11 protein-coding genes and 1 pseudogene are annotated in these 24,929 nt (G+C 74.1%); all 12 read right to left on the bottom strand.

The genetic code is table 11. The features are described 5' to 3' along the window. Positions 1 to 10: 10 nt before the first annotated feature. Positions 11 to 637, bottom strand: a pseudogene (locus Athai_RS35180) (DUF4135 domain-containing protein); the annotation flags it as partial. A 701-nt stretch (positions 638 to 1,338) separates the two neighbouring features. Then, positions 1,339 to 1,518 (bottom strand): mersacidin/lichenicidin family type 2 lantibiotic, encoded by a 180-nt coding sequence (locus Athai_RS03960; protein ID WP_203960207.1) that lies wholly within the window; start codon positions 1,516 to 1,518, stop codon positions 1,339 to 1,341. 189 nt (positions 1,519 to 1,707) lie between these two features. Continuing rightward, positions 1,708 to 2,661: a formylglycine-generating enzyme family protein gene (locus tag Athai_RS03955; RefSeq protein WP_239156706.1), complete on the bottom strand. Its 954-nt coding sequence runs from the start codon at positions 2,659 to 2,661 to the stop codon at positions 1,708 to 1,710. A 283-nt stretch (positions 2,662 to 2,944) separates the two neighbouring features. Then, complete coding sequence (locus tag Athai_RS03950; RefSeq protein WP_239156705.1) at positions 2,945 to 4,129, bottom strand: metallophosphoesterase; 1,185 nt, start codon at positions 4,127 to 4,129, stop codon at positions 2,945 to 2,947. Between the two features lie 141 nt (positions 4,130 to 4,270). Continuing rightward, positions 4,271 to 4,828, bottom strand: coding sequence for a hypothetical protein (locus Athai_RS03945; protein ID WP_203960206.1), 558 nt, complete (start codon positions 4,826 to 4,828; stop codon positions 4,271 to 4,273). Next, positions 4,825 to 5,451, bottom strand: coding sequence for a hypothetical protein (locus Athai_RS03940; RefSeq protein WP_203960205.1), 627 nt, complete (start codon positions 5,449 to 5,451; stop codon positions 4,825 to 4,827). Before Athai_RS03940 ends, Athai_RS03945 begins: the two co-directional genes overlap by 4 nt. Positions 5,452 to 5,485: 34 nt before the next feature. Then, positions 5,486 to 6,685: an SseB family protein gene (locus tag Athai_RS03935; protein ID WP_203960204.1), complete on the bottom strand. Its 1,200-nt coding sequence runs from the start codon at positions 6,683 to 6,685 to the stop codon at positions 5,486 to 5,488. Between the two features lie 2 nt (positions 6,686 to 6,687). Continuing rightward, positions 6,688 to 7,254 carry a hypothetical protein gene (locus Athai_RS03930; protein WP_203960203.1) on the bottom strand — a complete coding sequence of 189 codons (567 nt, stop codon included), beginning with the start codon at positions 7,252 to 7,254 and terminating at the stop codon, positions 6,688 to 6,690. After that, complete coding sequence (locus Athai_RS03925; protein ID WP_203960202.1) at positions 7,254 to 7,802, bottom strand: hypothetical protein; 549 nt, start codon at positions 7,800 to 7,802, stop codon at positions 7,254 to 7,256. The genes Athai_RS03930 and Athai_RS03925 overlap by 1 nt, the downstream gene beginning before the upstream one ends. Positions 7,803 to 7,863: 61 nt before the next feature. Beyond that, positions 7,864 to 8,406, bottom strand: coding sequence for a hypothetical protein (locus Athai_RS03920; protein WP_203960201.1), 543 nt, complete (start codon positions 8,404 to 8,406; stop codon positions 7,864 to 7,866). Further along, entirely contained in the window at positions 8,403 to 12,194 is a 3,792-nt protein-coding gene (locus tag Athai_RS03915) for an ADP-ribosyltransferase (protein ID WP_203960200.1), read from the bottom strand. The genes Athai_RS03920 and Athai_RS03915 overlap by 4 nt, the downstream gene beginning before the upstream one ends. After that, positions 12,143 to 24,925, bottom strand: coding sequence for an NUDIX hydrolase (locus tag Athai_RS03910; protein WP_203960199.1), 12,783 nt, complete (start codon positions 24,923 to 24,925; stop codon positions 12,143 to 12,145). Before Athai_RS03910 ends, Athai_RS03915 begins: the two co-directional genes overlap by 52 nt. Between the last annotated feature and the right edge of the window lie 4 nt (positions 24,926 to 24,929).

Here is a 24,929-nt window from a genome sequence, read left to right as displayed (position 1 = left end):
TCTCGTGGTCGATCAGGACCGGCTGGTCACCGACCGCGATCAGGTTCTGCGCATGGCAGTCGGTCGCCTCCAGCAGGTAGAGCAACGCGATCAGGGTGCCGGCCCGGTGGTAGAACCGGTGCAGCTCGGCCGCGTCCCCGCAGTGCCGCGCCGACACGTGCGCCACCCAGCCGTACGAGTCCCGCGGCAGGCAGGCCAGCTCGGCGAGCGGCCACCGCAGGTACCCGTTGAGCCATGACACGAGCTGCTGGTAGTGCGCGTCGACGGCGAGCGACCGCGGCTTGTACAGGATCGCTACGCCGTGCTCGAAGTGCAGCCGGGCCACCGTGCGGCCGCCCCGATGCCGGTCGCCGAGGTTGGTCTCCAGCTCCGTCACCACGCCGAGCGCGGCGCCGTCGGCGAACCGCGCGGACAGCTCCGGCAGGTCGGCGACGAGCCGGTGCACCAGCTCACTGCTGGCCGTCACCCAGTTGCGGCACGCGGTGACCAGCCGCCGCGCCAGCACCGGGTACTCGGCGAGCAGCCCCGCCGCGATCCCCGGATCCCGCAGCCGGTCCAGGAACTGCCGGTACCGGCCGGCCGAGGTGTCCGCGGTCAACACCCCGGTCACCCTCGCCACCTGCACCTCCAGCACCATGCTGCGCTGCGCCAGCTCGTACGCGTGCCCGATCAGCGAGGGCAGGAACCGCGCGACGGCGGCGTCGGCATCGCCGAACGGGGTGTCACCGAGCGGGGCGAGCGCGGCGCGCAGCCGGTCGGCGGCGGCGGCCAGCAGCGGGCCGGCCACCGCGGCGAGGTCGTACTCGGCCGGCAGGTCGATGGTCGCCGGATCCGCGAACGCGGCCACCAGCTCGTCCACCCACGAGTCGCCGGCACCGACCCGTTGGGCCAGCGGCTCGGTCGGTGCGCCGGCCTCGCCGGCCATGACGCGTTCGGCCAGCGCGTCCGGCGGCTCGGCGAGCAGGTCGCGCACCACCTCCACGGTCAGCCCGTCGGCGGCCAGCCGGCGGTCGAACCAGCCCGCCTTGTGGAACGGCGGCTGGGCCCGCCAGCGGGCGAGGATCCGCTCGGCGCGGGCCGACCGGCCCGGCTCGACGACCGCCGCCTTGCCCCGTTCCACCGCGGACAACGCCTGGGTCATGGCCCGCCGCAGCGTCACCGGATCTGCCTCCACGCCGACCTCCCAGCCACCTGGATCCGTTGCCGGTCCGCGAGACGTGCGCCGACCGGCACCGACGTACCCGCCGGCGAGGGCGCGGGGCGACTGCCCGCGGCCGGCGAGGGGCCGTCGGGGGCCGCCCGACCGGACGACCCGGTCGGGCGGCCCCCGACCCCCGATCAGATCGCGCAGCTGCAGATGTGCGAGCAGGTGACGCTGGCGTAGTTGCAGGTGGACGCCGCGCCGGTGGACACGTACAGCTCGCGGTCGACCTCTCCGGCCGGGTGCGCTACGGCGGACTCCAGCTCAAGCCGGAAGTCCTCGTCCCGCCAGGCGCGGACCAGTTCTTCTGCCGACATGGACCCTCCCTCGTGGTGGAGCATGCGGTGCGGTACGCGCCCAGTATTCGCACGCCGGTTGGTGTCCGGCTTGGCGTGGCGCTGACGGCGATTGCCGTACCGCGGCGTTCCGGGAGGTGAGGCGGGTGTATCGGTACTTCGCCGAGGGTGGTCCGGACCGGCGGCGAGGTCCGCGGTCGTGCCGCGGCGTCAGGACCCGGGCCGGGCGATACAGCGGAAACCGATGTGCGACATCGCCGACTCGACCTGCTGCGCCTGGCGAGCCGCCGGACGGTACCGCCGGCAGTAGTTCTCCGCGCACAGGTGCGAGCCGCCCTTGAGCACCCGCCGCGGCACGTGCGCGCCGCCCTGCTCCTGGTCGCCGTAGCTGCCCTCGGCGTCGTCCACCCGCGGGTTGACCGGCGGCGCACAGCAGGCGTGCGTGGCGGGATGGTTGCTGCGGTAGAAGTCGGCGGTCCACTCCCACACGTTGCCGGCCACGTCGTACAGCCCGTACCCGTTGGGCGGGAAGGTGCGCACCGGCGTGGTGCGCTGCCGCCGGGCGGGTTTCAGGTTGTGCCACGGGAACTCGCCGGCCCAGGTGTTCGCCATCCGCTTGCCAGCGGGCAGGAACTCGTCGCCCCAGGCGTACGTCGCACCGGACAGGCCGCCGCGGGCGGCACACTCCCACTCCGCCTCGGTGGGCAGCTGCTTGCCGGCCCACGCCGCATACGCCTCGACATCCTCGGCGCACACGTGCACGACCGGATGCTCGTCCCGGCCGGTCACGTCGGAGCGCGGGCCCTCCGGATGCCGCCAGCTCGCGCCCGGCACGTACCGCCACCACTGCTGCATGTCGGTCAGGTCGACCGGCTTGTCGGTCGGGGTGAACACCAGCGAACCGGCCAGCAGCAGCCGCCGGTCGACGTTCGGGTACTGCGCCGGGTCCAGCGGCCGCTCCGCCACCGTCCGGTATCCGGTGTCGGCGACGAACCGGGCGAACTGCGCCACCGTCACCGGGGTCGGGTCGATCCAGAACCCGTCGACGGTGACCGGATGCGGCGGCCCCTCCTCCGGGTAGTCGGCGAGGTCCGACCCCATCGTGAACGTGCCGCCCGGCACCCACACCATCGCCGGGTCCGGCGGCTGCTCTCCCGTTGCCATGACCCCCGCCACGTTACGCGCGGGGCACGGCGCGCCCGGCCCGGGGCGGCATTCGGCACCCGGCCCTCGGCCAGCCCGACGGCCGGCGCCGCGACGGCCCGGCGGCCCGCCAGCCCGGTGGCCGGCCGCCCGGCGGCCCGACGGCCCGGCGGCCTTGCCAGTCCGGTGGCCGGCGGTCCGGCGGCCCGGCGGCCGTCAGCCCCGTGGCCCGGTGGGCCACCAGCGCGGTGGCCTGGCGGGCTGCCGGCCGGGGGTCCCGCACGGCACCGGGCCGGTACGGGGGTCAGGAGGTCGCGGCGCCAGACCGCAGCGTCAGGACGGTGATCTCGCTCGGCGCGAACACCCGGAACGGCGGGCCCCAGAAGCCGGTGCCGCGGCTGGTGTACAGCTGTGTACGGTCGCCATGCCGGCTGAGCCCCGCGACGGACGGCTGGTCCAGCCGGACCAGGTAGTGGAACGGCCAGATCTGGCCGCCGTGGGTGTGCCCGGACAGCTGCAGATCCACCCCGTGCTCCACCGCCAGCCCGATCTGCTGCGGCTGGTGCGCCAGCAGCAGTACCGGCAGGGCCGGGTCGGCGCCGGCGAGCGCCGCGGCGTGGTCGGCGCGGTGCCCGGTACCGGAGGAGCCGGCGGTGCGGTCGTCGACGCCGGCCACCACCAGCCGGTCGCCGCCGCGCTCCACCACCAGGTGCTCGTTGTGCAGCGTCGACCAGCCGAGCCGGGCCATGTGGTCCATCCAGGCCTGCGCCTCGCCGTAGTACTCGTGGTTGCCCGTCACGTACGCCCGGGCGAGCCGAGCCCGCACGTCGCCCAGCGGCGCGGCCTGCGCCAGCCGAGCGGTCACCGAGCCGTCCGCGATGTCACCGGTATGGCAGACGATGTCCGCGTCCAGCTCGTTGACCACGTCGATCACCCGACGGGACCAGCCGGCCCGGTCGATCGGGCCGTAGTGCGTGTCGGTGATCAGCACCACCCGCAGCCCATCCAGGCCGGCGCCGAGCCGGTCCAGCCGGACCGACCGCTCGGCCACCCGCGGCAGCCGCATCGCCTCGACGTAGCCCCAGGCCAGCAGGCCTATCGTGACGACCAGGCCGACCCCGGCCACGATCCGGGACACCGCGGTGCCGGACAGGTCGGTCGCGAGCAGCGGCAACCGCACCAGCTGCGCCAGCGTGCACCAGACGAACAGCACGCCGATCACGCCGAGCATCGTGTCGCCGGTCCGGGCCGCGGCGTCGTTGGCGCGCCGGTGGCCCAGGTTCATCAGCACCGGGAAGGCAACGGCCGCCGCGACGAACACGACGGTACCGGCGGCCACGACACCGGTCGGCCACCCCGGGGCGAGCGCCAGCGTCCACCACGGCAGCCCCAGCAGCAGGGCCTCCACCACCACCAGCACGGCGGCGAACGCCACCCGCCGGCCGACCCGTCTGCCGGGTTCGGCCCGTACATCCTCGGTAGTCGCCACCGCACTCTCCGTCTTCATCTCGCGCCGCGCCCGCCCGCCGCGCACCCGCACGAGCATGACACCCGAACCTGACACCCGACACCGCACCCAGCACACCGCAGACCCCAGGCCGCAGCGTCACCGGTCCAAGCAAGCTGGACGTCAGTCGGCGAAACCGGACAGCACCGCGCGGGCGTCGGCCAGGTCGCCGCGCAGTCGCTCGGCGTCGAACCGCCACCGTGCGTCGAGACTCAACGCCCGACCCCGTTCGGTCCAGAACGCGAACGGGGAGACCGAGTCGGCGCCCGGCCGGATGAACTTGACGACCTCGGCCAGCGCCGCGATACCGGCACCGAGCGCGCCGGACGCCTCCCGGCGCTGCGCGTCGGTCAACCCGACCGGGCTGTCCGGCACCTGGGCGAACATCGCGTCGGCCAGCTCCAACCACTCGCCCGGATCCAGCAGCTCCGAGGGCGTCGGGCCGCCGAAGCCGGTCCCGTCGTCGAGCGGCGCCGAAGCGTCGTCCGGCACCCGGAAGACGAACTCGCGCCACATCCCGCACGATGGGCAGGCCCCCAGGTAGCGCCGGGCGAGGACCCCGTCGACCACCTCCGAGGCGGAGCGTTCCGGCTCGAAACCGGTCGCGCCGCAGTGCTCACACGGCTGGCGGGCCATGTACAGGTACGCCTCGGACGCGGTCCGGGCCAGCCGAAGGCTCATCGAAAGCTCACGTCTCCTCGCGTTGCCGGGGGCGACTCGTCGTCATCGTCGTCGATCCCGTACAGCGCCTCGAACTCCGCCACCGCGGCCCACCGCCGGGCCCGTGCCGCGGCCAACTCCTCCGGGTCGAGGAGCGGCCCGGCCACCGCACGCACCGAGCGGCCCTGCTCGGTCCAGAACGCGTCCGCCGGCAGCTCCGCGGCGCCGGCCGGAAGGAACTTGCCGATCTCGTCCACGGCTGCCGCGGCCAGCAGCACCGTCTCGTGCACCGCCGGGATCTGCACCCCGGTCAACGACTCACCGGACTCGGCCACCTGTTCCAGCACCCGCCGGCACATCTCCGCGACCAGCAGCCACTGGCCGGCGTCGATGATCGTCGACGGCTGGTCACCGTATCCGAGCACGAACCCGTCCGGGGCCACCGCCGGCGGCTCCGCCAGCTCGAAGACGAACTCGCGGGATCGCCCGCAGCGGGGGCAGTCACCGACGTAACGCAGCACCCGGGGAGGCTCCGGGTCCAGCACGTCGACGTCGGGGGCGAACTCGTTCTCGCCGCACGGGCACGGCACCAGATCCATGTAGACGTGCGCTTCGCTCCTGGTGCGGGCGCGAGGCATCGACATGCCGCCACCCTACCCGGGCGCCGCCGGAAGGCCGTCAGCCGCGAACCAGGCTGGAGATCACGAAACCGGGCACCGTCACCGCGAGCGGCCCACCCGGATCGACCACCAGCCGGTACGTCCGGTCCGGCCACCCGGCGGCCACCTCGGCCAGTTCGACCGGTGTCACCTCGACACCCACGCCGAGCGCGCCAGCGGCCCGCTGGGGCGCGGTGAACACACAGACGGCCAGGCCGCCGTCCATCGGCACCAGCGGCCAGCCAAAACCCGGGTCGGCCGGTCGCAGGTCGGCGGTGCTGGTCGCCATCCAGACGAGCACACCGTCGGCGCCGAGCGCGGCGAAGATCGCATCCCGGTCGTCCGCACGGACCGCCTCGGACAGCGCCACCTCCAGGGCGTTCAACGGACGGAACGGCTCCGCATCCGCCGGGCCCCGCGGCGGCCCGGCGGGCAACCGGACCGCCCCGTCGGCGGCCGACGGCGCCGGCAGGTACGCCTCGATCGGCGTACCAGGGTCCACCGCCAGCCGCCAGCCCGGATCCGGCCACCGCTGCGCCAGGTCCAGGTAGGTGGTCGCGCGATAACCGCCCTCGGTCCCCAGCCCCGACGCCGGTGCCGTGAACGCGACCAGGTGCACCAGACCGTCGACGACCACCGTGGCGAACTCCGCCGCCGCATCGCCGGACGCCGGCAGATACAGCGGCGCGTCCAGCAGCAGGCCTACGTACCTCCGTTCGTCGCCGCGGTCGACGGCCGCCTGCAACGCCGCCTGCAACTCCCCGGCCGGCGACCACCCGTCCGCCGGCCGGGCCCGCGGCGCCGCCGCAACCGGCTCCGGTGGCGCCGCGTCGGCCCACCCGGCAAAGCGCAGGATCCCTTCGTCGGCCCGAACCGAGGCCACCACCCGGTGCCCCGGCCGTTCCGCACGCAGTTCGTACCGCTGCCGGTCGTCGAACGTCGGTTCCGCCCCGACCGCCCACCCCCGCCCGGTGAGCGCATCGGCCGCGGCTCGGACCAGCTCGGGAGCGCTCCACGACATCCCGGGTGGGGCGGTCGCCACGGTGGCCGCACACACGTACCGGCCGGCGCCGGTGGGCGGTTCCACCTCGACCAGGAACGGCCCGCGCTCGCGCTCGACGACCGGCGCGCAGTCCGGGCAGGCCACCGCCGCCACGTCCAGCAACGCGCGGCGCAGCGCACGGCGGGTCGCCAGATCGTCACCGTGAGCCTCCGCCATGCTCACCTCCGGTCGTCGATCTCGGCGAGCAACACCTCGTACCCGTCCCGCATCGTTCGCATCCAGTCCCGGGTCAACCGCCGCGCATCCGCCGCGGCCACCTGCCGGCCCAGCGGCGAGAACAGGTCGGCCTCCGGCACCCGGTCACCGTCGGGCGGCAGAAACCGCATCGCCTCCACCACGGCGTCACGCGCGTACTCCAGCCGGGCCCGGCGCTCCGCCGCCGGCTCGGCCGGGCCGGCGTCGGCCGCCGCCTCGGTCAGCGTCGCCGCCTCCAACCACTCCGCCGCGTCCAGCAGCTCCGAGGGCCGGCCAGCGCCGAACCGCGTCGCCGGCTCGGTACCGCCCGCATCGGTCGACGCGTCCCCGGGGGCACGGAAGTCCGCTTCCCGCTCGGCGCCACACCGGCCGCAGCTGCCCGCGTACCGCTCCAACGCGGTACCGGCGACAGTGGCCGTCGAAACCAACCGCCACCGGGTCTCCCGCTCGAAGCACACCGGGCACTCGGTCAGCTCCAGCCGCAACCGGGCCTCGGCCGGAGTCCGTGCCAGCGCCGGCCGCTCCGGCATCACGACCGGTCGCCACCCGACTGCCGCTCGGCGAGCGAGGACCAGTAGCTGTCCCGAACCACCAGCAGCCGTTCCCGGTCGAACCGACCGGGCTCCTGGTCCCGCACCCGACGGCCCCGCTCGGACCAGAACGCCTCGTCGGGCACCGCCTCGGCGCCCGCCGGGATGAACTTGACCACCTCGTTCATCGCCGCCACGGCGATCGACAGGGCGTTCAACCCGGCAGTCGGGTCGTCGGTGGGCACGTCACTTGCCGTCATGTCCGCGACCCACAACCACTCGCCGGCATCGAGCAACTCCGACGGCTGATCGCCGCCGAAGTGGTACCGGTCACCGGACGCCGGCACCGAACCGGGGGCCGGCAGCCGGAACACGAACTCCCGCAGCGCGCCGCACTCGCAGCTGCCGGAATAGCTGCGAGCCAGCTCACCCTCGGCATCCACCAGGGCGCTCTTCCATTCCACCTCGACCGACCCGCACCGCTGGCATGGATGCAGATCCATGTACAGGTGCGCCTCGTCCCGCGTCCGTGCAAGCCGCAAAGCCATCCGCCAACCCTAGTTCGATCCCGCTACGCCATCCCGGCCGGCAGGTCCGCGTCGTCAGCGCTCACCGCTGCTCCCGTCGGTCGGCCGGCTCCGGCGGCTCAGGTACCTCGACCGGCCCCGGAGGCAGCCCGGACAGCACCCGATAGGCGTCCTCCACGGAGTACCCCGGAGCCGATCCGGTCGGCCGCAGCCGCACCGCGTTCGGGTCGGTCACCCCGGTCAGCGGCCCCTCGGCCGAGCCGCCGTCCGCGACACCACCCGCCTCATCGGCCCGCCCGGCCGCGGCCCCGCCCGGTACGACCCGATCGTCATCACGAGCCGGGCTCTCGGTGTCGCTCTCGTCGACGAAGCCGTAATAGGTCATCCGAAACGGCTGCAACAGCGCGCGCAGGAATGCATCGCCCGCCGAGGGCGGAACCCGTGCACCGGTCGCCAGCAGCGGCACACCGTTGTCGTAGTAGTCGCGAGCGAGCCCGGCGCGGTCCGGATCGATCACCGAAAGTCGGACCAGCCCGTCCGGCCCTCGAGTGAACTCCGCCACCCGGCGTCCGGCACCCGCCGCGTACGAGTAGAAGCCGACCCTCGTCGGCGCCGCGTCGCTCATCTGCCCAACCTCGGCGTCTCGCCGCTCTCCACAGCCTCGTCCCGTTCCGCGAACACGATCATGCCGTTCGCCTGGACCTCACGGAGCCGGGCGATCGCGGCGTCGACTGCCGCCACCCCGATCCCCCGGCTCTCCAGCCTCTCACGCAGGTCACCGGCATCGATGCGGCGCAGCCTGGTCATCAGATCGGCGTTCAGCCGGGTGCGCAGTTGCGCCTCGACGAACGGCGACTGGAGCTGGTCGCGAGCCGACTCCGAGAGCACCAGCCCGTGATCGATCGCCACCACGGAGTCGTCCACGGTCAGGAAGTTTCCCTGGTTCCGGTCGGTATTGCCCAGCACGAAGTCGATGACCGCGATCTCCTGCTGTTCCGCCAACGGGTAGTCGTCGACCGGCCGGCTCGGCATCGAGTCGGCCACCCACCGCTGCAGCGATCCCGGCCGACCCTGATGAACCATCGGTACCGTCGGGGGCACCAGGGTGGAACCGAGCAGCTCCGCGAAGTCGGAGGCGGCCACCTCACGACCGGCGAGCTGGCCCGGCACCGCCGGGATACCGTGCCGGATCACCTGCCCCTCGACGGCGAAGACCTCGGCGTCCGCGGGTTTGAAGGCCCCGATCACCCGGTCGCCCTGCATCGCCCGGTACGTGCCGTTGATCCCGCCGCCCAGCGAGTTCAACCGGTCGACCTGCTGCCCGGCCAACTCCGCCCGGCTCGCCGCCACCGCAAGAACCTCGGCCGAGCGAGCCGGCAGCCCCTCACCGCCGGCAGCGAGGTCGGCGGCCAGCGCCTCCGCCTGGCGGGCACGGAAGTCGTGCCAGTCGGCCCAGCCGCGCACCTGCGCCGCCGCGAACTCCGCGTCCCGGGCCCACCCGTGCTGCTGCCACCGATCGGTGAACGATTCGAGCAGCGCGGTGACTCGCTCGGCCCGCCGGGTCAGCTCAGCCGTCTGGGCGCGCAGCGTCGCGGCACGCTCCTCGGCGCGGCCCGCGTCGCGCAGCAGGTCCACCACACGGTCCGGATGCGGGACCCCGGACCGCCGCAACGTCTCGGCCGCGGCCCGTCCCGACACCGCCTCCTCGGCCGCCCGGCCGGCCTCCCGAGCCAGTTCGTCGGCTTGGGCCGACAACGCGTCCCGCGCGCCGCGAACCCGGTGTGCGGCAGTCGAGTCCGCAGCGTCGGCCTCCGTCGGACGCACCGATCGCTGCAGCGTGGCAGCGAGACCGTACTCGTCGATCGCCGTCGTCAGCAGCTCCACCTGGCGCTCGTGGCCGGCGAGCCGGGCCGACAGTTCGTCGGCGGCCGAACCGGCGGACAGTACGGCGCCGCGCCGTGCCGAGGCGGCCTGCTCCTGCTGCCGGGACAGCTCCCGGCGCAGCAGATCGAGATGCTGCTCGGCCCGGTCCGGATAGCCGCCTTCCGCCTCGTCCGCCTGCGCGGACAGCTCCCACGCCCGTTCCTCGGCGGCACCGGCGGTGATCGCCGCCGATCGAGCCTCCTGTTCCGTCCGCGCCGCATCGTCCCGGGCCGCGCGCTGCTCCTGCTCGGCCGCCACCCGCCGCGCGTCGAGGTCGGCCAACAGCTCCCGCTCTGCGGCCGACCGACGCCGCAGCTCGGCGATCGCCTGCTGGGACCGCTCGTAGCGTTGCTCGGCGTGCTGCTGGGCGGCCGCATGCTGGCCGCGTTGGCGCTCGAACTCCGCCACCTCGGCGCGGACGGCCTCCGCGGCGGCGTGCTCGGAGTCGGCCCGCGACTGGTGGTACGCGTCCGCGTAGCGCGCCCAGTCGCCCTCCGGCCGGTCCGCATGCTGGCGAAGCTGATCCAGATGCGACGCGAGCCGCTGTTCATGGCCGGCGAGCCGGGCCTGCGCGTCGCGGTGCGCGGCGCTCGCCGCGGCGTGCTCGGTCGCCGACCGGTCACGCTGGCCGGACGCGTCGTCGGCTTCCCGGGTCCACCCGTCGAGGTCGCGCTCGAACCGGCCGAGCCGCTCGGCGGCGTCCCGTTGCTCCTCGACGGCACGCGCCCGCTCCGCCTCGGCGGACGCGATCCGGCGCTGATGGTCCACAACGCGGACGCGGTGCCACGCCTCGGCCAACCGTTCCTCCGCCGCGATCCGCTGCTGGTCCACCGCCTCGTCGCGCCATCCGGCCGCTCGGTCCCGGTCCGCCCCCGGCGCTCCCGGCTCGATCGCCGGCCCGGCATCCGGGACCGGCCGCTCCCCCGCCCCGTCGCCGACGGCGGCCAGGTCCGTCGGCCCGGCCGGGCGGCCGGATGCCGGCGCCGGGTCCGGCCCGGGCGACACGTCGGGATGCTCCCCACGGGCCTCCCCCTGACCCACCACCCGGGCGCGCAGCACGTACTGCACTTCGCCCTGGAAGTAGCGCCGCTCCAGCCGCATACCGACGATCCGGGTGTCCGGCGCCAACAGCACCTCCGCCTGCTCTGGCCGCGGGCTCAGCCGGCCGAGCCAGGCGAGCCTCGTCCCGGCCGGCACCTCCAGCTCCAGCTGGAACCGCTCCGCCTGGAAGCCGGCCCGCTCGGCCGCGGAGGTCGGCATGAACCCGGGGTCGGCGAGCTCCCGGCCCAGCAGCCCCGGCAGCTCCGCCGGGCTGGAGACACCGAGCGCATCGAGGCTCACCCCGCGCCGCAACAGCAGGTGTTCGCTGCTCGCCCGCATACCCCGGTCCATCGCCTCGCACACCGGGGCCTGGTCCGCGTACCGCGGCAAGCGGTCCCGCTGCCACCCGTTGATGCGTTGGTAGTTGCCGTCCAGGTAGGTGCGGTAGGCCGCCCGCGACTCGGTCGGCCAGTCACCGCCCTGATCGGCGTGCACCCGATCCATGTCCTCGACGGTCGTGGTCTCCGGGAACCGCGCACTGCTCTCCGGCAACGGACGCGGGTCGGCCAGCTCGGCGTCCAACGCCGCGTGCCCCGCCGCGTGCGCGCGCCCCTCCGGGGTGGCGACGAACTCCACCAACTGCCGCTCGAAGTGATGATCGTTCGGCCCGCCGTCCGCGCGGGCGACGTCCAGCATCCGCGCCACGTCGAGCGGATGGATCGGATGCTCGGCGGCGACACCGGCGCGCTCCCGGATCGCCCCCATGACCCCGTCGTACAGCCGCCTGGACCAGGCGTCGTGGTCGACGGAACCGTCGTACCGGTCGATCCCGCGCAGCGACGCGACCAGTTGCCGAACCGTCGCCGGGCTCGGTTCCGGCGGCGCGTCCCGCGGGTCGTACCCATCCCACGCCCGGTCGGCGATCTGGCCCTCCGGGGTGCCCAGCCAGTGGGTGATCCGGCGCTGGAAGTCGTGCGCGTTGCCGAAGCCGTAGAGCCGCGCCTGCGCCGCGTCGACGAGCGCGGCCGCATCCGCGACGGTCAGTCCCCGCCCGGCCAGCGGCTCGGCGACCAGCGCATGCCGCAGTACCTCGTGGATGTGCTCGATGTCGTGATCGGCGTTCAGCCGGGACGCGACCTCGGCGTCGAAGATGCGGCGCTCGTCGGCGCCCAGCGCCGCGTACTGGGCGCCGGAGCTGTCCGTCGCGTCGACGGGACCGGCATCCCCGTGCCCGGCATCGAGGTAGCGCTCGATCAGGTACTCCCGCCGCGCCTTCAACGCGAACCGGAGGTCCAGCGCCTCCTTGGCGGGCAGTTGCGCCCGGTCGATCAGCGCGTCGATCTGCTCCGGTGTGATGTCTCGGATCCGGGCCACCCCGGCACGTATCTCCTCGGCGGTCAACCCCTGGAACGCCCGCGCAGCCGCGTCGTTCCGCGCCGGATCGAGCATCGACTCCAGCTCGCCGACCTCGGTGCCGAACGCCTCCCCTTCGCGGTGCCCTGCGCCCGGAACAGCAGCGCGCCGCCGGTGTCCAGGCGGACCGGGTCTCCGGCTCCGGTGACCAGAACGTTGTTGTACCCCTCGCCGATCACGTCCCAGTTCGCCAGCCACGCATCGACCACGAAGTCCCGGCGCAACTTGGCCGCGAACTCGGGCTGCGGCAGCCAGCGGGTCAGCGCCGTGTCCCCGTCGATCATCCGGGAGCTGAGGCCCAGCTGTTTGCCGTCGAACCGGCCTCGCACGTCGACCAGGTCAACCTCGGCGACCCGGGTGCCGGCCGCCTGGTACAGCCGGTTCGCCAGCCACTCGACCCGGGTGTGCAGCTCGGATGCCGGCGCCTTCACGTACCGCTGGTGCCCGGCGCCGTCGGCGTACGTCGCCGCGTCCACCGAACCGCCCTGCCCGCCGACCTGAACGTAGTCGCGGATGTCGGCGGGCCGCTCCGGGACGGTGCCGCCGCCGTCGAACAGGTCGAACAGGCGGTCGACGTCGGCTGCGAGGGCCGGGTGCAGCTCGCCCCGGTCGGCCATCTCCAGCAGCTCGCCGCGCGTGACCCACCGGGCGTCGGCGACCTCGGCCCGGTCGGTGATGTGCGGTTCGAACAGCCGCGGGGAATCCACCGCCATCGTGGTGTACGCCCAGCCCCGGGTACCGGACTGGACATGGCTACCGATCAGCCGGAGGTCGGCGAGGTCGGGGTCGGTGATCCCCACCTCCTCGCGCATCTCCCGCGCCACCCCCTGGGCCGCGGTCTCCCTGGAGTCCATCGCGCCGCCGGGCAACTGCCACTTCCCGGTGTTCGTCGCAAGGCCCTCGCCCCGCTGTACCAGCAGGAACCGGCCGTCGTGGTGCACCAGTGCGCCGGCCGCGCCGTACCGGCCGAACTGGCCCGCGCCGAGGTACTCCCCGCCGTCGTCGCCGGTCTCGGCAAGCACCCGGAACTCCGACGGCTCCGACGGCTCCGACGGTGCATGATCGGCGGCGGCGACGCCGGGGACGTGTCCGGCGAGCGGGGCGTCGGCCCGCTGCATCGCCGGATCCACCGCCGGGGGCACGCCGGCCTCGCCGGGGCGCGGGCCGCCGATCAGGTTCCGCCGACCCTCCCCCACCGGGTGCCGCTGCACGTCGGAGCCCCCGGAGGAATGCCCGCTCTCGCGCGCCGGCACGCCGCCGGTCGCCGACGCGGCTGCCCGCGCCCCGTGGCCCACGGTCCAAGCTGCCGGCAGCCCGGACGCCGCGGTCGGCGCGGCCTCCCCCGGCGCCCGCCCGCGGGCGGCCCAGCCATCCGGTCGCGAGCCGGCACCGGAGCGCGGCATCGGCGTCGGCGGCACCGGCTCCACACCGTGCCGACGCAGGTAGCCGTCGATGTCCAGCAGATCCCGGTAGGACTGGTCGCGCACCGTCGGATCCTGGCTGGACAGCCGATCCAGCAGCAGCAGCCGCTCGTTGGCCCGGGCCCGCACGCAGTCGTCGGTGTGCTCCGGATCCGGCCCGGTGCGCCGGGACACCAGGCGGTGCAGGAACCGGCGGACGGTGCCCTGCTCCTCGCCGCGGGCGCGGGCGGTCAGCCGGTCGACGGTGTCGGTGATCTCGTGGATCCGCACCCGGGCGACATCCACTGTCAGCACGCGTGGGCCGAGCCGGGTCTGGAAGACGGGGCGCCCCTGCACCCATTCCAGGACCTCGCCGGGATCGGTGTGGGTCTGCCCGGCCCGCCCCGGAAGCAACGGGGAGTCCGTGGACTCCCGGAACCCGATCGTGCCGTGATCGCGGGTGTGCACCCAGAACACGCCGCGCGCGTCGCGGCCCGCCGGCTGCCAGAGCCCGCCGCCATGATGTGACCGGATCTCCCAGTCGGTACCCGGCACCTCGCGAACGTCGAGGTCGGCTCGGATTCCGGCGGCATCCCGGCCCAGCGCCACCGGCCGGGACCCGTCGATGTCGGTGAAGGTGACCACGCCCTCGCCGTCCGGCGCGACCCGGTTCGTGCCGTCGAGGGCGTCCAGCTCGTCGCCCACCCGCCGGACGTCGAGCGCCTGCTCCGCGATCCGGTGTTCCGGCCCGCCGGACGTACCCGCGGCGGCATCGTGCCCGCCCTCGGCGACCGGCTCGGCGTCGGTTCGCAGCCGCGACACCGGCTCGACCAGGGACTCCGCCTCCGGAGTACCCAACCGGTGCAGCTCGTCCACGATGGCGGTGACGGTGTGCTCCGCCAAGTCCCGCTCCGCCGCCCGGTCGGTGCGCGCCAGGTGGTCGCGGGCCGCCGCCTCGTAGGCGGCGTACCGGTCGGTGGCGTCGACCGCGAGCCGGCTGACGGACTCGTCGGAGCGATCGGCGGCCCAGTGCTCACGCGCCGCCAGCTGCGCCACCGACTGGTCGAACTCCCGTCGCAACGCGGCGACTCGTTCGAGCTCGACCGCGGTGAGCCGGTCGACCGCCGACCGCCATTCCTGCCGGCCGGCAAGTGCCTCGTACCGCTCCGCCAGCACCGACCGGGCCTTGCCGAATCGGCGCCGCTCACCCCAGGACGACGACTGCTGATGCTGGTCGGTGTCCAAGCGCTCCAGCAGGTGGCGCAGGCCGGTGGCGATCCGGCCCGGATCGGCCGGCGCCGCGGCCAGCTCGTGCCGGAAGACCTCGTGTCCGTCGACCAGATCGGCCAGCACCTCGCCGGGGGTACGGACCGGCGACGGCTCGGGGCGCAACCCGGCCAGGGTGAGCACGGTACGCACGTGTTCCAGCAGCGCCTCGTCGGAACGCGCGATCCGGTCGGTTGCGGTCCGGACGGCGTCGAGGTGACGCGGCGGCGCACCCCACGCGTACCACGCGCGCGGGGGTCGGTTCGACTGCCACAGGTCACCGAACCGCGTCTCGTCGAGGTGCCCGGCAAGGGTTTCGAGGGCTCGGGGCAGCAGCCGCGGGCCGTCGACGGTCGCGGCGGCGGCGGTGAGCCGCTGGTGCAGGCGCGCGTACGTGTCCCGGGCCGAAGCGGTGGCGGTCGCCTCGTCGTACCCCTCGCCGGGCTCCGCCCTGGCCGCATCCGATCGAACGGCCTGTTCGGCGTCGACCAACGCACCGAGCGCGTCGACGACACGCCCCGCGGTTTCCGCTCCCGCCGGCTCGGTGTGCAACGGATCGCCGGTGAGCCACCGATCCAAGCGGTGGTACCGAGCGGCCAGCAGCTCGGCGCGGATCCGATGGTCGACCGCCGCGCCGACCGCCTGGCCCCGGATCCCGACCATGTCGGTACCCGTCTCCTCCGCCCGCTCGAACCGGGCCATCCGATCCAGCGTCCGGTCCGCTGCCGCCAGCGTCGCATCGGCCACCGTTTCGCCGAGCCGGGCGGCGTGCCACTGGTCGAGCAGCTCCTGCCGGTCCGTCCAGGCTTCCGCAATCCGGCGGTAACGGGCCGCGACGGTCTCGTCGGCGGTCCCCGCCGCGGTGGCCCGCCACGTCTCCGCCACCTGCTGCGCACACCGGGCTTGACGGTCCCGCGCCGCCTCGTACTCGGCCCGTGCCGCGTCAACCCGCGCGGTGGTGCGCTCGACGTCGGGGTCTCCGCTCGCCCGCAACCGGTCGACGGCCTTCTCCGCCCGCTCCGAGAACCGGACGGAACTGCGATGCCCCATCGTGTCCGCGCGTGCCGAGGCCTCGCTGGCGCCCAGGTACTCGCCGAAGGCGCGCTCCTCGTCCGCGCGGGCCGCCTCGTACTCCAGCTCCTTCTCGACGATCTCGCGGGGGACCCCGTCGAGCAGCTCCGATCCGGTCGACTCGGAGCCGATGGCGAGGCGCTCCGTCGAGCCCGGGTGCTGCGCTTCGTCGAGCGCCGGGCGGCTGCCCGGCAGCCCGTCGTCCGCCGCTCCGGCGGCCCGCTCGGAACCGTGCTTCGCACCGACGTCGCGCGGCGAACCGCTCGGCCGACCGGCGGGCGCCCCGTCGGGCGAGCCGGCGTTACCGTCGGCGCCGGTCAAGCCCCCTGCGGCCACCCCGTCGCGTTCCAGCAACGTGATGTGCTCGTGCAGGGCCCGGACACGGTCCGGCGCGAGCAGATCGACGCCGATACCACGGGTGAGCGCCTTACCCGCGGCGTCGGCAAGCTGTCGGTACGCCGCGGCGAGGGCGTCATGGTGCTCGCCGTCGCCAGCGGCGAACAGCTCGGCATGCAGGTCGGCCTGCTGCTCGGCGAAGTCGGCGAGCCTCGGGGCCCGCGCGATCCGCTCGATCGGCCAGTCGACCAGCCGCGTCAGCTGGTCGACGAGTTCGCCGCGCACCGTTCGAGCCGCGTCGGTACCGAACACCGACACCGACACGTCCGCGGGCAGGTCACCCTGCGGCGTGTACACGCGTTCGCGAAGTTGGGTGACCGGGTGTCCGAGCCCACCCGCCGACTCTCCGGCGGCCGGCACGCCGGCCACCGCGACGGTCGCCGCCTCCCGACCGGGCTGCGCACCGTCCGTCGCCGCCTCGGCCAACCGGGCCGCGGCCTCCTGCGGGTCGGGCGTCTCGGAAAGAATCCGGGTGATGTCGGCCGGGTCCAGCCGGCCGAGACCGGTACCGACCACGAAACGGTCGCCGGGTTGCACCGCACCGTGCGCGACCTGGGGCCGCACCGTCGCGCCGAAGAAGCCGTCGTTCTTGCTGAGCATGATCGGTGGCGCCAGGTCCGAGTACGGGTCGTCGACGACGACGGGCTTGGCGTCGGTCAACCGGTGCAGCTCGCCATCACGCAGCAGGTAGGTGTCGGTACCGGAACCGACCACCGCGAAGCGGCCCGCGTCGACGCGCAGCGCGGCGAGCCGGACCCCACCGTTGTTCCCGCCGACCAGATGGTTGACGTCTGCGGCCCGAGCGGCCAGTCCGGTGAGCGGGTCGCCGGCCGCGTCGTCCGGTCGGCCGAACAGCCGAGCCGCCAGGTCCTCGGCACCGTGCCCGCCCACCGAGTGCGCGACCATGATGCCCCGCTCGTCCACCACCGCGGCGTTGCGCAGGGTCGTGGCGCCGCCGGCCTGCGTGTGCAGCCCGCTGGCGAGCGGACCGACCGGGGCGTCCCCGCCGCCGGGAACCTCCGTGATCAGCTCCGGATCGAGAACGAGTCGATCACGCCCCGGCGGCTGCGACCCGTCGCCGACCCGTGGCCCGACGTGCTCCCCGTCGGATTCGTGCGAGGCGAGGTCGATCGCGACTTCGTGCCGGGCCAGTTCCCGCTGCAGCGTGTCGATCCGCCAGGCGACCTCGGCGAACCGCCGTTCGGAGGCGGCGACGTTGCCGCGGGCCTCCGCGAGCGCAGCTGCCGTCCGGGCCGGGTCACCCCCGGTGGCGCTTGCGAGGACTTCCTGGTGTGCCCGGTCGGTGGCGAGTTGGTCGCCGATCCGGTAGCACCGCTCGATCGACCGCGACAGCTGCTCGAACTTGCCTGCGGCGGCCGCGTACTCGGCCGCCATCCGCTGGTGCACGTCTGCGTCGACGTTCGTCCTGGCGGCGGCGGCGTGCAGGTCGTGCAGGCCGCGCACGGCTGCGGTGCCGGTCCGGGCCAGGTCGTGCAGAACCGACCACTGCGTCCGCAGCGCCAGGTCGGCGACCTTGACACGCTGCCGGAACTCGTCGAGCCCGTCGACGCCCCGGAAGGCGGAACGATCCACGCCGGCTCCGGCCGGCGGATCCTGTGCCTGCTGGTCCGCCGCCTTGGCGTGGCCGAGCCAGTCCACGGCCGTACCGAGTCGCTCCAGGGCCGGGTCGAGATGCCGCAGAGTGCGGTGCCAGATGGTTTCGATCTCCACCCGATGATCCCGGACGAAGCGAAGGTCCGCGCTGTCCCCGTCGCCCAGCCCCTCCGGTACCCGCCACGCGGTGCCCTCGCTCTCGGGCGTCACCGCCGACTCCCGCGGCAGCCAGTCCAGGCCGTACCGGGCCGAGTCGACCGGTGTCGCCGACGGCCGGTGAGGGCTGTCGGCGGACACCGTCACCGGGTGGCCGTCCGGCCCCAACACCTGCCGCAGCCCGCCGTCCGGCAGGACCGCGGTGCGCCGCCAGGAGCCGCGATGGTCGAGCGAGATCTCGTACTGCTCCGTGGGTCCACCGAGCTCGTGGCGGACTCCGAACATGCCCACGTACTTGGCCGGCAACATCCATGGAGCAAGCGTCTCGGACAGGAAGCCGGGGCCAACCGATCGGATCCCCTGCAACGCCTGCGGCAGCTCGCCGTTCTCGTCCCGAACCGGTTCCACCCCGGCCGGAACCTCCGTTTCCGCCGGCCGACCGGTCGGCTGCTCCGGAGTGAACACCCGAATCTCCGGGAACGGCCGGTTCGCGGCGGTCAGTGCGCTGGTCGCGTCGTACGACCGGGCGATCGTGTGCGACCCGTAGGCGTGCGTGAAGTCGGTGCGGCCCAGGACCGGCGTGCGAAGCACCCGAGCCACCCGCGACGCCGCGGAGTCCGCACCGAGGTGCCCGCCATGGCAGGTGGTCAGATCGATCTCGTCGCCCGGCCTCCATTCCACCAGGCCCTCGGCGGCGAGCACCGCGAGCCCGTGCGCGAACAACTCCGGCCGCAGCAGCACGGACCCGGAACTACGCCCGACGAAACCGTCCGAGGATCCGTGCACCACCACCGAGAGCGTCCCGGGCTTGGCGGTCAGCTGCGTCGGGAAGCCATCCTCGGACCGCGAGACGAAGAGCACGGCGTGCCGCGGCGATCCGTCCAGTGCATCCATCATGGCCCGCACGGCCAGCTCGGGATCCTCCACGATCCGGTGGTCCACCCGGCTGACGACCTCGGGCACGTCGTCCGGGCGAACACCAGTCATCTCGGCCAGGCGCACCGCCCGGTCCACCGCCAACCGGTACCCCTCGTCGAAGATCGGGGCGGTCGGATCGACGGTGCCGTCCGGGCCCAGCGCCTCCCGGCGCTCCCGGACCTCCCGCAGCGCGTCGTCCAGCCTCTGCAGCAGATGCCGTGGCGGGGGTGCGATCTCCCGCACCGGGTCACCGCCCCACTCATCGCGAAGAAGCTCATCGAGGGCGCTGGGCGCCCGGTCGGCCGCGGCCGGGTCCGCCGCGCTGCCCGGAGCGCTGCCGTTTTCCGCCCCGCCGGCCCGCCCTTCGGTCTCGTCCACGCCCGCCCAGCGCGACTCTGCGTCGGCGATGCGGTTGTGCAGGGTGTGCAGCCGGTCCACCGCGTCGACCCCGGCGGCGGTCGTGGTCCGAATCTCCCACGCGGCGCCGGACCGGTCCGCGCCGGCGACGCCGTCGGTCCGCGCGGTCTCGGTCGCGGTGCCGGCCAGCTCACGGTAGAGCCCGGCGAGCTCGCGGTGCGGGCCGGCCGCACCGCGGTCGGCCAACGCATCGTGCAGCTCGGCGCGGTGCTCGGCGAAGTCGGCGAGCACCTGGTTGCGCTGCGCGAGAGGGGTGGTCGACCCGTCGCCGAACATGTCCAGGTGCTCGGTCAGCAACCGGGCCCGTACCATACCCACGGTCTGTGCCGGCATCAGCTCGGTCTCGACCTCGGGCGGCAGCTGGGTCGACGGGGAGAAGACCTGGTCGCGCAGCACCGTCACCGCGTCGCGGAGCCCACCGGCGTCGGTTCCCGCCGGGGGTACGTGCGTCACCGTCACCGCGACGTCGTCCGCACCGCCGAGTGCCGCCAGCTGACGGGCCGCGTCCTGTGGATCGATCGTCTCGGTGAGTATCTGCTCGATGCGCTCCGGCGCCACGCCTTCCAAGCCCGAACCGAGCACGAACCGATCGCCCGGCTGCACCGCCCCGTGTGCGATGCGGGGGGCCGAGCTGCCACCGTCGATCCACGGGTCACCCGCCGGCTCGGCCGCCGCCCCGGCGAGCTGGTGCAGGACACCGTCGCGCAGTACGTAGGCGTCGCCGCCAACGCTGAGCAGGCCGAACCGCCCGCCCGAGACGAGCAGCGCGGAGACCTCGGCGCCGTTCGCGTCGCTCGACGGCTGGAAGGACGTGTTGGTCTCGGCAAGCCGGTTCAGCAGCGCCTCGGTCGGGTCGGCGTGCTCGGCGGCGCCCAAAGCCTCGAACGCCCTGACCACCCGGGCCGAGTTCTCGGCGGCGCCGCGGGAGCGCGCGACGACCGCCAGCCGCTCGCCCGCGCTGGCCGAGTTCGCCTGGTGGATCGGGTCGTCCACCCGGATCGCCAGCCCCGAACCCGGACGGCCGCTCGGTTCGGCGGACCGCGCCGGGAACTCGGTCACCAGGTGGTCACGCACCACGATCCGGGCGCGGCCAACAGGCGCCGGCGCGTCACCGACGCGTGGACCGTCCCCGCTGTCGCCGCCACTGTGCGCGGTGGTCTCCAATCGCTGGTCGAGCTCGCCAAGCGTGCGCAGCGATGCGTCGATCCGGCTCTCCACGTCGGCCAGCGCACGCCGGGCGACCGCCGCCCGATCGACCGCCAGCCGGCCCGGCTGCTGGTCGAGCCGGCGGCGCAGCTCCAGTTCGGCGTCCGACCTCGACACGGCCTCCACCGCGAGACGGTGCCGGAGATGCAGGCCGAAGAGCCGCTTGTACTCCGCACCAAGCTCGGCATAGTCGGCCGCCATCCGCTGGTGCAGCTCGGCGTCCGGGCCGGTGCGCCCCAGCTGCCGGTGGAACGCTGCCAGGCCGTCCACCGCCGCGCGGCCCTGCCTGGCCAGCGAGTACAGCGAGCGGTACTGGCCATGGAAGCTGTCCATGACCACCGAACGCCGGTGCCCGTAGTCCGCCAGCACCGACGGCTCGGCACCGAGCGCCTTCGCCACCCGCAGGTCGGCGCGGGCCGGGCCGATCCATTCCACGTTCTGCGCCACCCGCGCGGCCGCCGGCCCGAGGTGACGGATCGTGCGCCGGTACAGCGTCTCCAGCTCGGCCCGGTGGTCCCGGACGAACGCGAAGTTGTGGCGCTCCCGCGAGGTGCGCCAGCGCGGCAGCTGGGCGTCGTCGGGTACCCGCCAGTGCGTGCCGTCGCCGACCGGGCGCACCGCGGTTTCCCGGGGCAGCCAGTCGGCGCCGTACTCCGCCGATGCCACCGGGGTGTGCCGCAGGCCGCCGTTGGCTAGCCGCTCCTCGATCGCGGTGACCAGCTCACCGTTGCGGGCCAGGACCTGGACCAGGGTGTGGTTCGGCGCGTCCGAGGCTGGTGTCAACCGCCAACGCCCATCCGGGCCGAACTCGACGGTGTACGTCTCTGCCGCACCACCGACGCCGGCGGATCGGGCCTCGAAGACGCCGACGTACTCGTGTGGCGCCATCTCCGGCATCAGGTGCGGCGGCAGGAAGCTGGGCACGGTCGTGTGGATCGCCCGCACAGCCGGCGGCGTGACACCATCGGCGAACAGGCCGGGGTCGAAGCCGGGTGGCGTCTCCCACGCCATCGGTCGGCCCACGGGATCCTCCGGGGTGAAGACCCGCAGGATCCCGTGCGTGTCGCGGCCACCGTGCACCAGCGCATCGTCCAGCCGGGACGCTCCGAAGCTTCGCCGGTCGATCGTGTGCGAGCCCGCGGCGGTGTCGGCGGTCTCCGTGGTGTGGCCGGCGACGGCAACATCCAGTACCCGCGAAAGGCGCCACGAGATCGCCTCGAAGCCAGCCCGCTGGCCACCCAGGCAGAAGTGCCCGTGGACGAGTTCCTGGCCGGCGATCCGGATCGCACCCTCGTGCTCCAGCACCGCGAGGCCGTGCGCGAACAGCTCCGGCCGGACCCGGAAGGAACGCGGTCCGGTGAAGTCGGCTGGCTCGCCGCCCGCATCCAGGTGCGCCTCGAACTCCGGGTTCGGAAGCGCGACGAGACCGTCCTCGGTACCGTGCGCCACGACCTGCGTCTCGTGCTCCTCGCCGGCGATCAGCTCCTGCCGGGCGGGGTCGCGCAGCGACATGAAGGCCACGTACCGGTCGTGTCCGAGCCGGGTCTGGCGCATCACCTCGACGACCCGTTGCGGATCGTCGATGAGCCCACGGTCGAGGTGTTCGGCCAGCTGCGCGTCGTCGATCCCGGCGGGGCGCTCGCCGGTCGCCGCCACGTACTTCGCGAGCCGGCGCAACGCGGCGTCGAGCCGGCCGCCGGCCTCGGCCGAGCCGGCAGACGCCGCCTGCAGCGCCCGGACCTCGTCAGCGGCGGATCGCAACGCGGCTCGGACGGTACGCGGCGCCGGAGCGACCTCGGTGACCGGATCACCGTGCCACGGGTCGGGGTCCGGTTCCGCCGCCGCCCACCGCGGCGTCGAGGCGCCGTCGGAGCCGGATGGTTCCACCGGGTCGACGATCGACGACTTCGGCCGCAGCCCCGCGCCGTGCACCTGGTCGAGTTCGGTGCCGTCGAAGACCCGGGGCGGGTGGTGGGCGCTGAAGCGCAGCACGGTCTCGTCCGGCCGCAGGGCGGGTCCGGCGGTCGGTTCGCCGGCCAACCGGGCACTCGCGGCCGGCTCCAGTTCGACCGGCCGGCCGAGACCGTCCTCGGCGAGCGTGGCGCGCAGCGCGCGCCGCTGCCGTGGCGTCCACTCGGTGCCGTCGTGTCGCCGGACGTCCACCACGTGCAGCCGCCCGTCGACATGCCGTACCTCGATGTCGGCGTCGTAGCGGACCGCGACGTCGTGCAGTCGGCGCTGGTCGAGGGTGCGCAGCTGGTGCTGCTGGTCGATCGTCGTCCGATCCGGGTACGGCTCCGACCGCTCGACGACCGGCGCCGGCTCGACCGTGGGCTCCGGTTCGGCGGCAGGTTCCGGCTCCGGCATCCGCTCCGGCCACAGCAACGACTGCAGCTCCTCGGCCGGGATCGGGACGTCCTGGGTCATCCGGGTGACCTTGATGCCCAGGATCCCGGTGTCCTTGCCGCCCTCGTCGCGCAGCCCGATGATCTCGATCCGGTCGACGACCTCGGCGGGTAGCCACCGCTCCATGTAGTCCCGGTGCGCCCAGGCGACCCGGCCCGGGATGCAGTTGCTCGGACGCATCGGCAGGGCGTCGGTGTAGAACTCGAACCCGACCTCTCCACCGTCCCGCATCGCACCGCGATAGGCCTCGGGCTTGGGGTCGTCGTACCCGTTGAACTTCTGCCCCCACACCTCGGCGCTGCGCAGGATCATGGCGACCTTCTCGCCGGTCTGCAGATCTCTGGTCCGGGCCACGCCGGTGTGCTCGGAACCGACGCGGCTGAACGGGCCGAACAGCCCGGGCGCGCCCTCCGGCGCGATCCACTCGCGGATCCACTTCAGGCTCGGATCCTGGTACGACAGGTCGAGCAGTTCCTGGCGGGTCAGCGGTGCGGGCGGTTCCGGCGGTGTCGGCGGGTCGGTCTCCCAGGGATGCTCCGGCGGCTGCTGGCCGTGCTCGATCAACCGCTCGTCGAGCGCGGCGATCTCGCCGGCCCAGTGCTCGCGCTCCTCCTCGGTTTCCGCCTTGCGCCACCGGTCGTCGACCACCGCACGCTCGTGCAACTGGGCGACCGCGCAGTCGTCCCGGCCATCGACGGTTGTCTGCGCGCCGCGCCGGAACAGCGAACGCAGCACGCCTTGGTCCTCGCCGCGCTCCAGCGCCGCGAGGCGCTGCAGCGTGTCGGTGATCTCGTGCACCCACGAGCGCGCGTGCTGACCGCCGTGCTCCCCCTGCCCGAGCAGTTCGCTCGGCCGCACGGTGTGCGGCGTTCCGCCGGGCTCGCCGGCCGTACGGGACACCACCGTGTGCGCCGGGTGATCACCCAACGCGGGCCCCGGCTCGGCGTCGAAGCGCTGCCAGCCGAAGTCGCGGGTGTGCACCCACACCAGGCCGTCCGGCCCCTCGACGATGCGCAACACCGATCCGTCCGGGAAGTACGTCTCGACCTGGTCGCGGAGCTCCCGGATCGCGTCCACGTACTCGTCGCGGGACAGCGGATCGCCCTCGGGCCGGCCGTCCGCGGTGTACTCGCCGAGACGCTCGGACGTCACGACGTCGGCCGTCTCGTGCGGTAGGCCCGCATCGTCGACCGGTACCGACCGGTCCACCTCGCGAGGCTCGTGCAGCCAGCTGAACCGCAGCCGGCGGTCGCCCTCCGGCCACACGTCGTACCGGTCGCCGCCATGCCGGATCGCGTCGACGTCGAGGTCGACCGGGATGCCTTCCTCGCCGAGGCGGGCGACCAGATCCTCCAGCGCCGCCCGGGAGGGCACGTCGGCGGCGCCGGACACCAGCCGCACGTCGGCGATCGGCAGCGGCTGCCGCCCCAACAGGTCGTCGCCGTGCGCCCGCAACACACGATCGGTGGTCGGGTCATACCGGAAGCCGGCGCGGCTCAACTCGTCGAGCATCTGCTGCCGAGCCCGCGGCAGACCCTCGTGCCACTCGTTCCAGGCGTCCCGGACGTCCTGCACGTCCTCCCAGTCGTCTCGCCAACGGTCCGGGAACCGGAATCGCCGCTGCAGTTCCGCGTGCTCGGCGGGGTCGCGGGCGAGCAGCTGCTCGATCCGCCCGCGGGCGGTGTCGACGTCGGCGGCACCGAACTCGGCCAGCCAGCGCAGGTCGTGCTCCACCTCGGGCGAGGTGACCCCGTCGTACCGGTCGGCAGCGGGGAACCGGGTCGGTTCGTCCCCGGCCGCATCGAGCGGGCGGACGTCGATCGCGACGCCGAACTCGCGGGCGACCACGCGCAGCACGACCTGTTCGCGTTCGGACACCCCGTAGTGCGTCCGGACCTGCTCGACGTCGGGGAACAACGGC

It is taken from the genome of Actinocatenispora thailandica, from assembly GCF_016865425.1.
Classification (GTDB): Bacteria; Actinomycetota; Actinomycetes; order Mycobacteriales; family Micromonosporaceae; genus Actinocatenispora; species Actinocatenispora thailandica.
Note: the sequence above shows the minus strand (reverse complement) of the source record. Positions and strands in the feature narration are given on the sequence as shown.

What these genes read in the sequence shown, in the direction of transcription:
- Athai_RS03960 (WP_203960207.1), bottom strand. Translation starts at nt 1,518, where the DNA reads ATGTCGGCAGAAGAACTGGTCCGCGCCTGGCGGGACGAGGACTTCCGG.
- Athai_RS03955 (WP_239156706.1), bottom strand. Translation starts at nt 2,661, where the DNA reads ATGGCAACGGGAGAGCAGCCGCCGGACCCGGCGATGGTGTGGGTGCCG.
- Athai_RS03945 (WP_203960206.1), bottom strand. Translation starts at nt 4,828, where the DNA reads ATGAGCCTTCGGCTGGCCCGGACCGCGTCCGAGGCGTACCTGTACATG.
- Athai_RS03940 (WP_203960205.1), bottom strand. Translation starts at nt 5,451, where the DNA reads ATGTCGATGCCTCGCGCCCGCACCAGGAGCGAAGCGCACGTCTACATG.
- Athai_RS03935 (WP_203960204.1), bottom strand. Translation starts at nt 6,685, where the DNA reads ATGGCGGAGGCTCACGGTGACGATCTGGCGACCCGCCGTGCGCTGCGC.
- Athai_RS03930 (WP_203960203.1), bottom strand. Translation starts at nt 7,254, where the DNA reads ATGCCGGAGCGGCCGGCGCTGGCACGGACTCCGGCCGAGGCCCGGTTG.
- Athai_RS03925 (WP_203960202.1), bottom strand. Translation starts at nt 7,802, where the DNA reads ATGGCTTTGCGGCTTGCACGGACGCGGGACGAGGCGCACCTGTACATG.
- Athai_RS03920 (WP_203960201.1), bottom strand. Translation starts at nt 8,406, where the DNA reads ATGAGCGACGCGGCGCCGACGAGGGTCGGCTTCTACTCGTACGCGGCG.
- Athai_RS03915 (WP_203960200.1), bottom strand. Translation starts at nt 12,194, where the DNA reads ATGCTCGATCCGGCGCGGAACGACGCGGCTGCGCGGGCGTTCCAGGGG.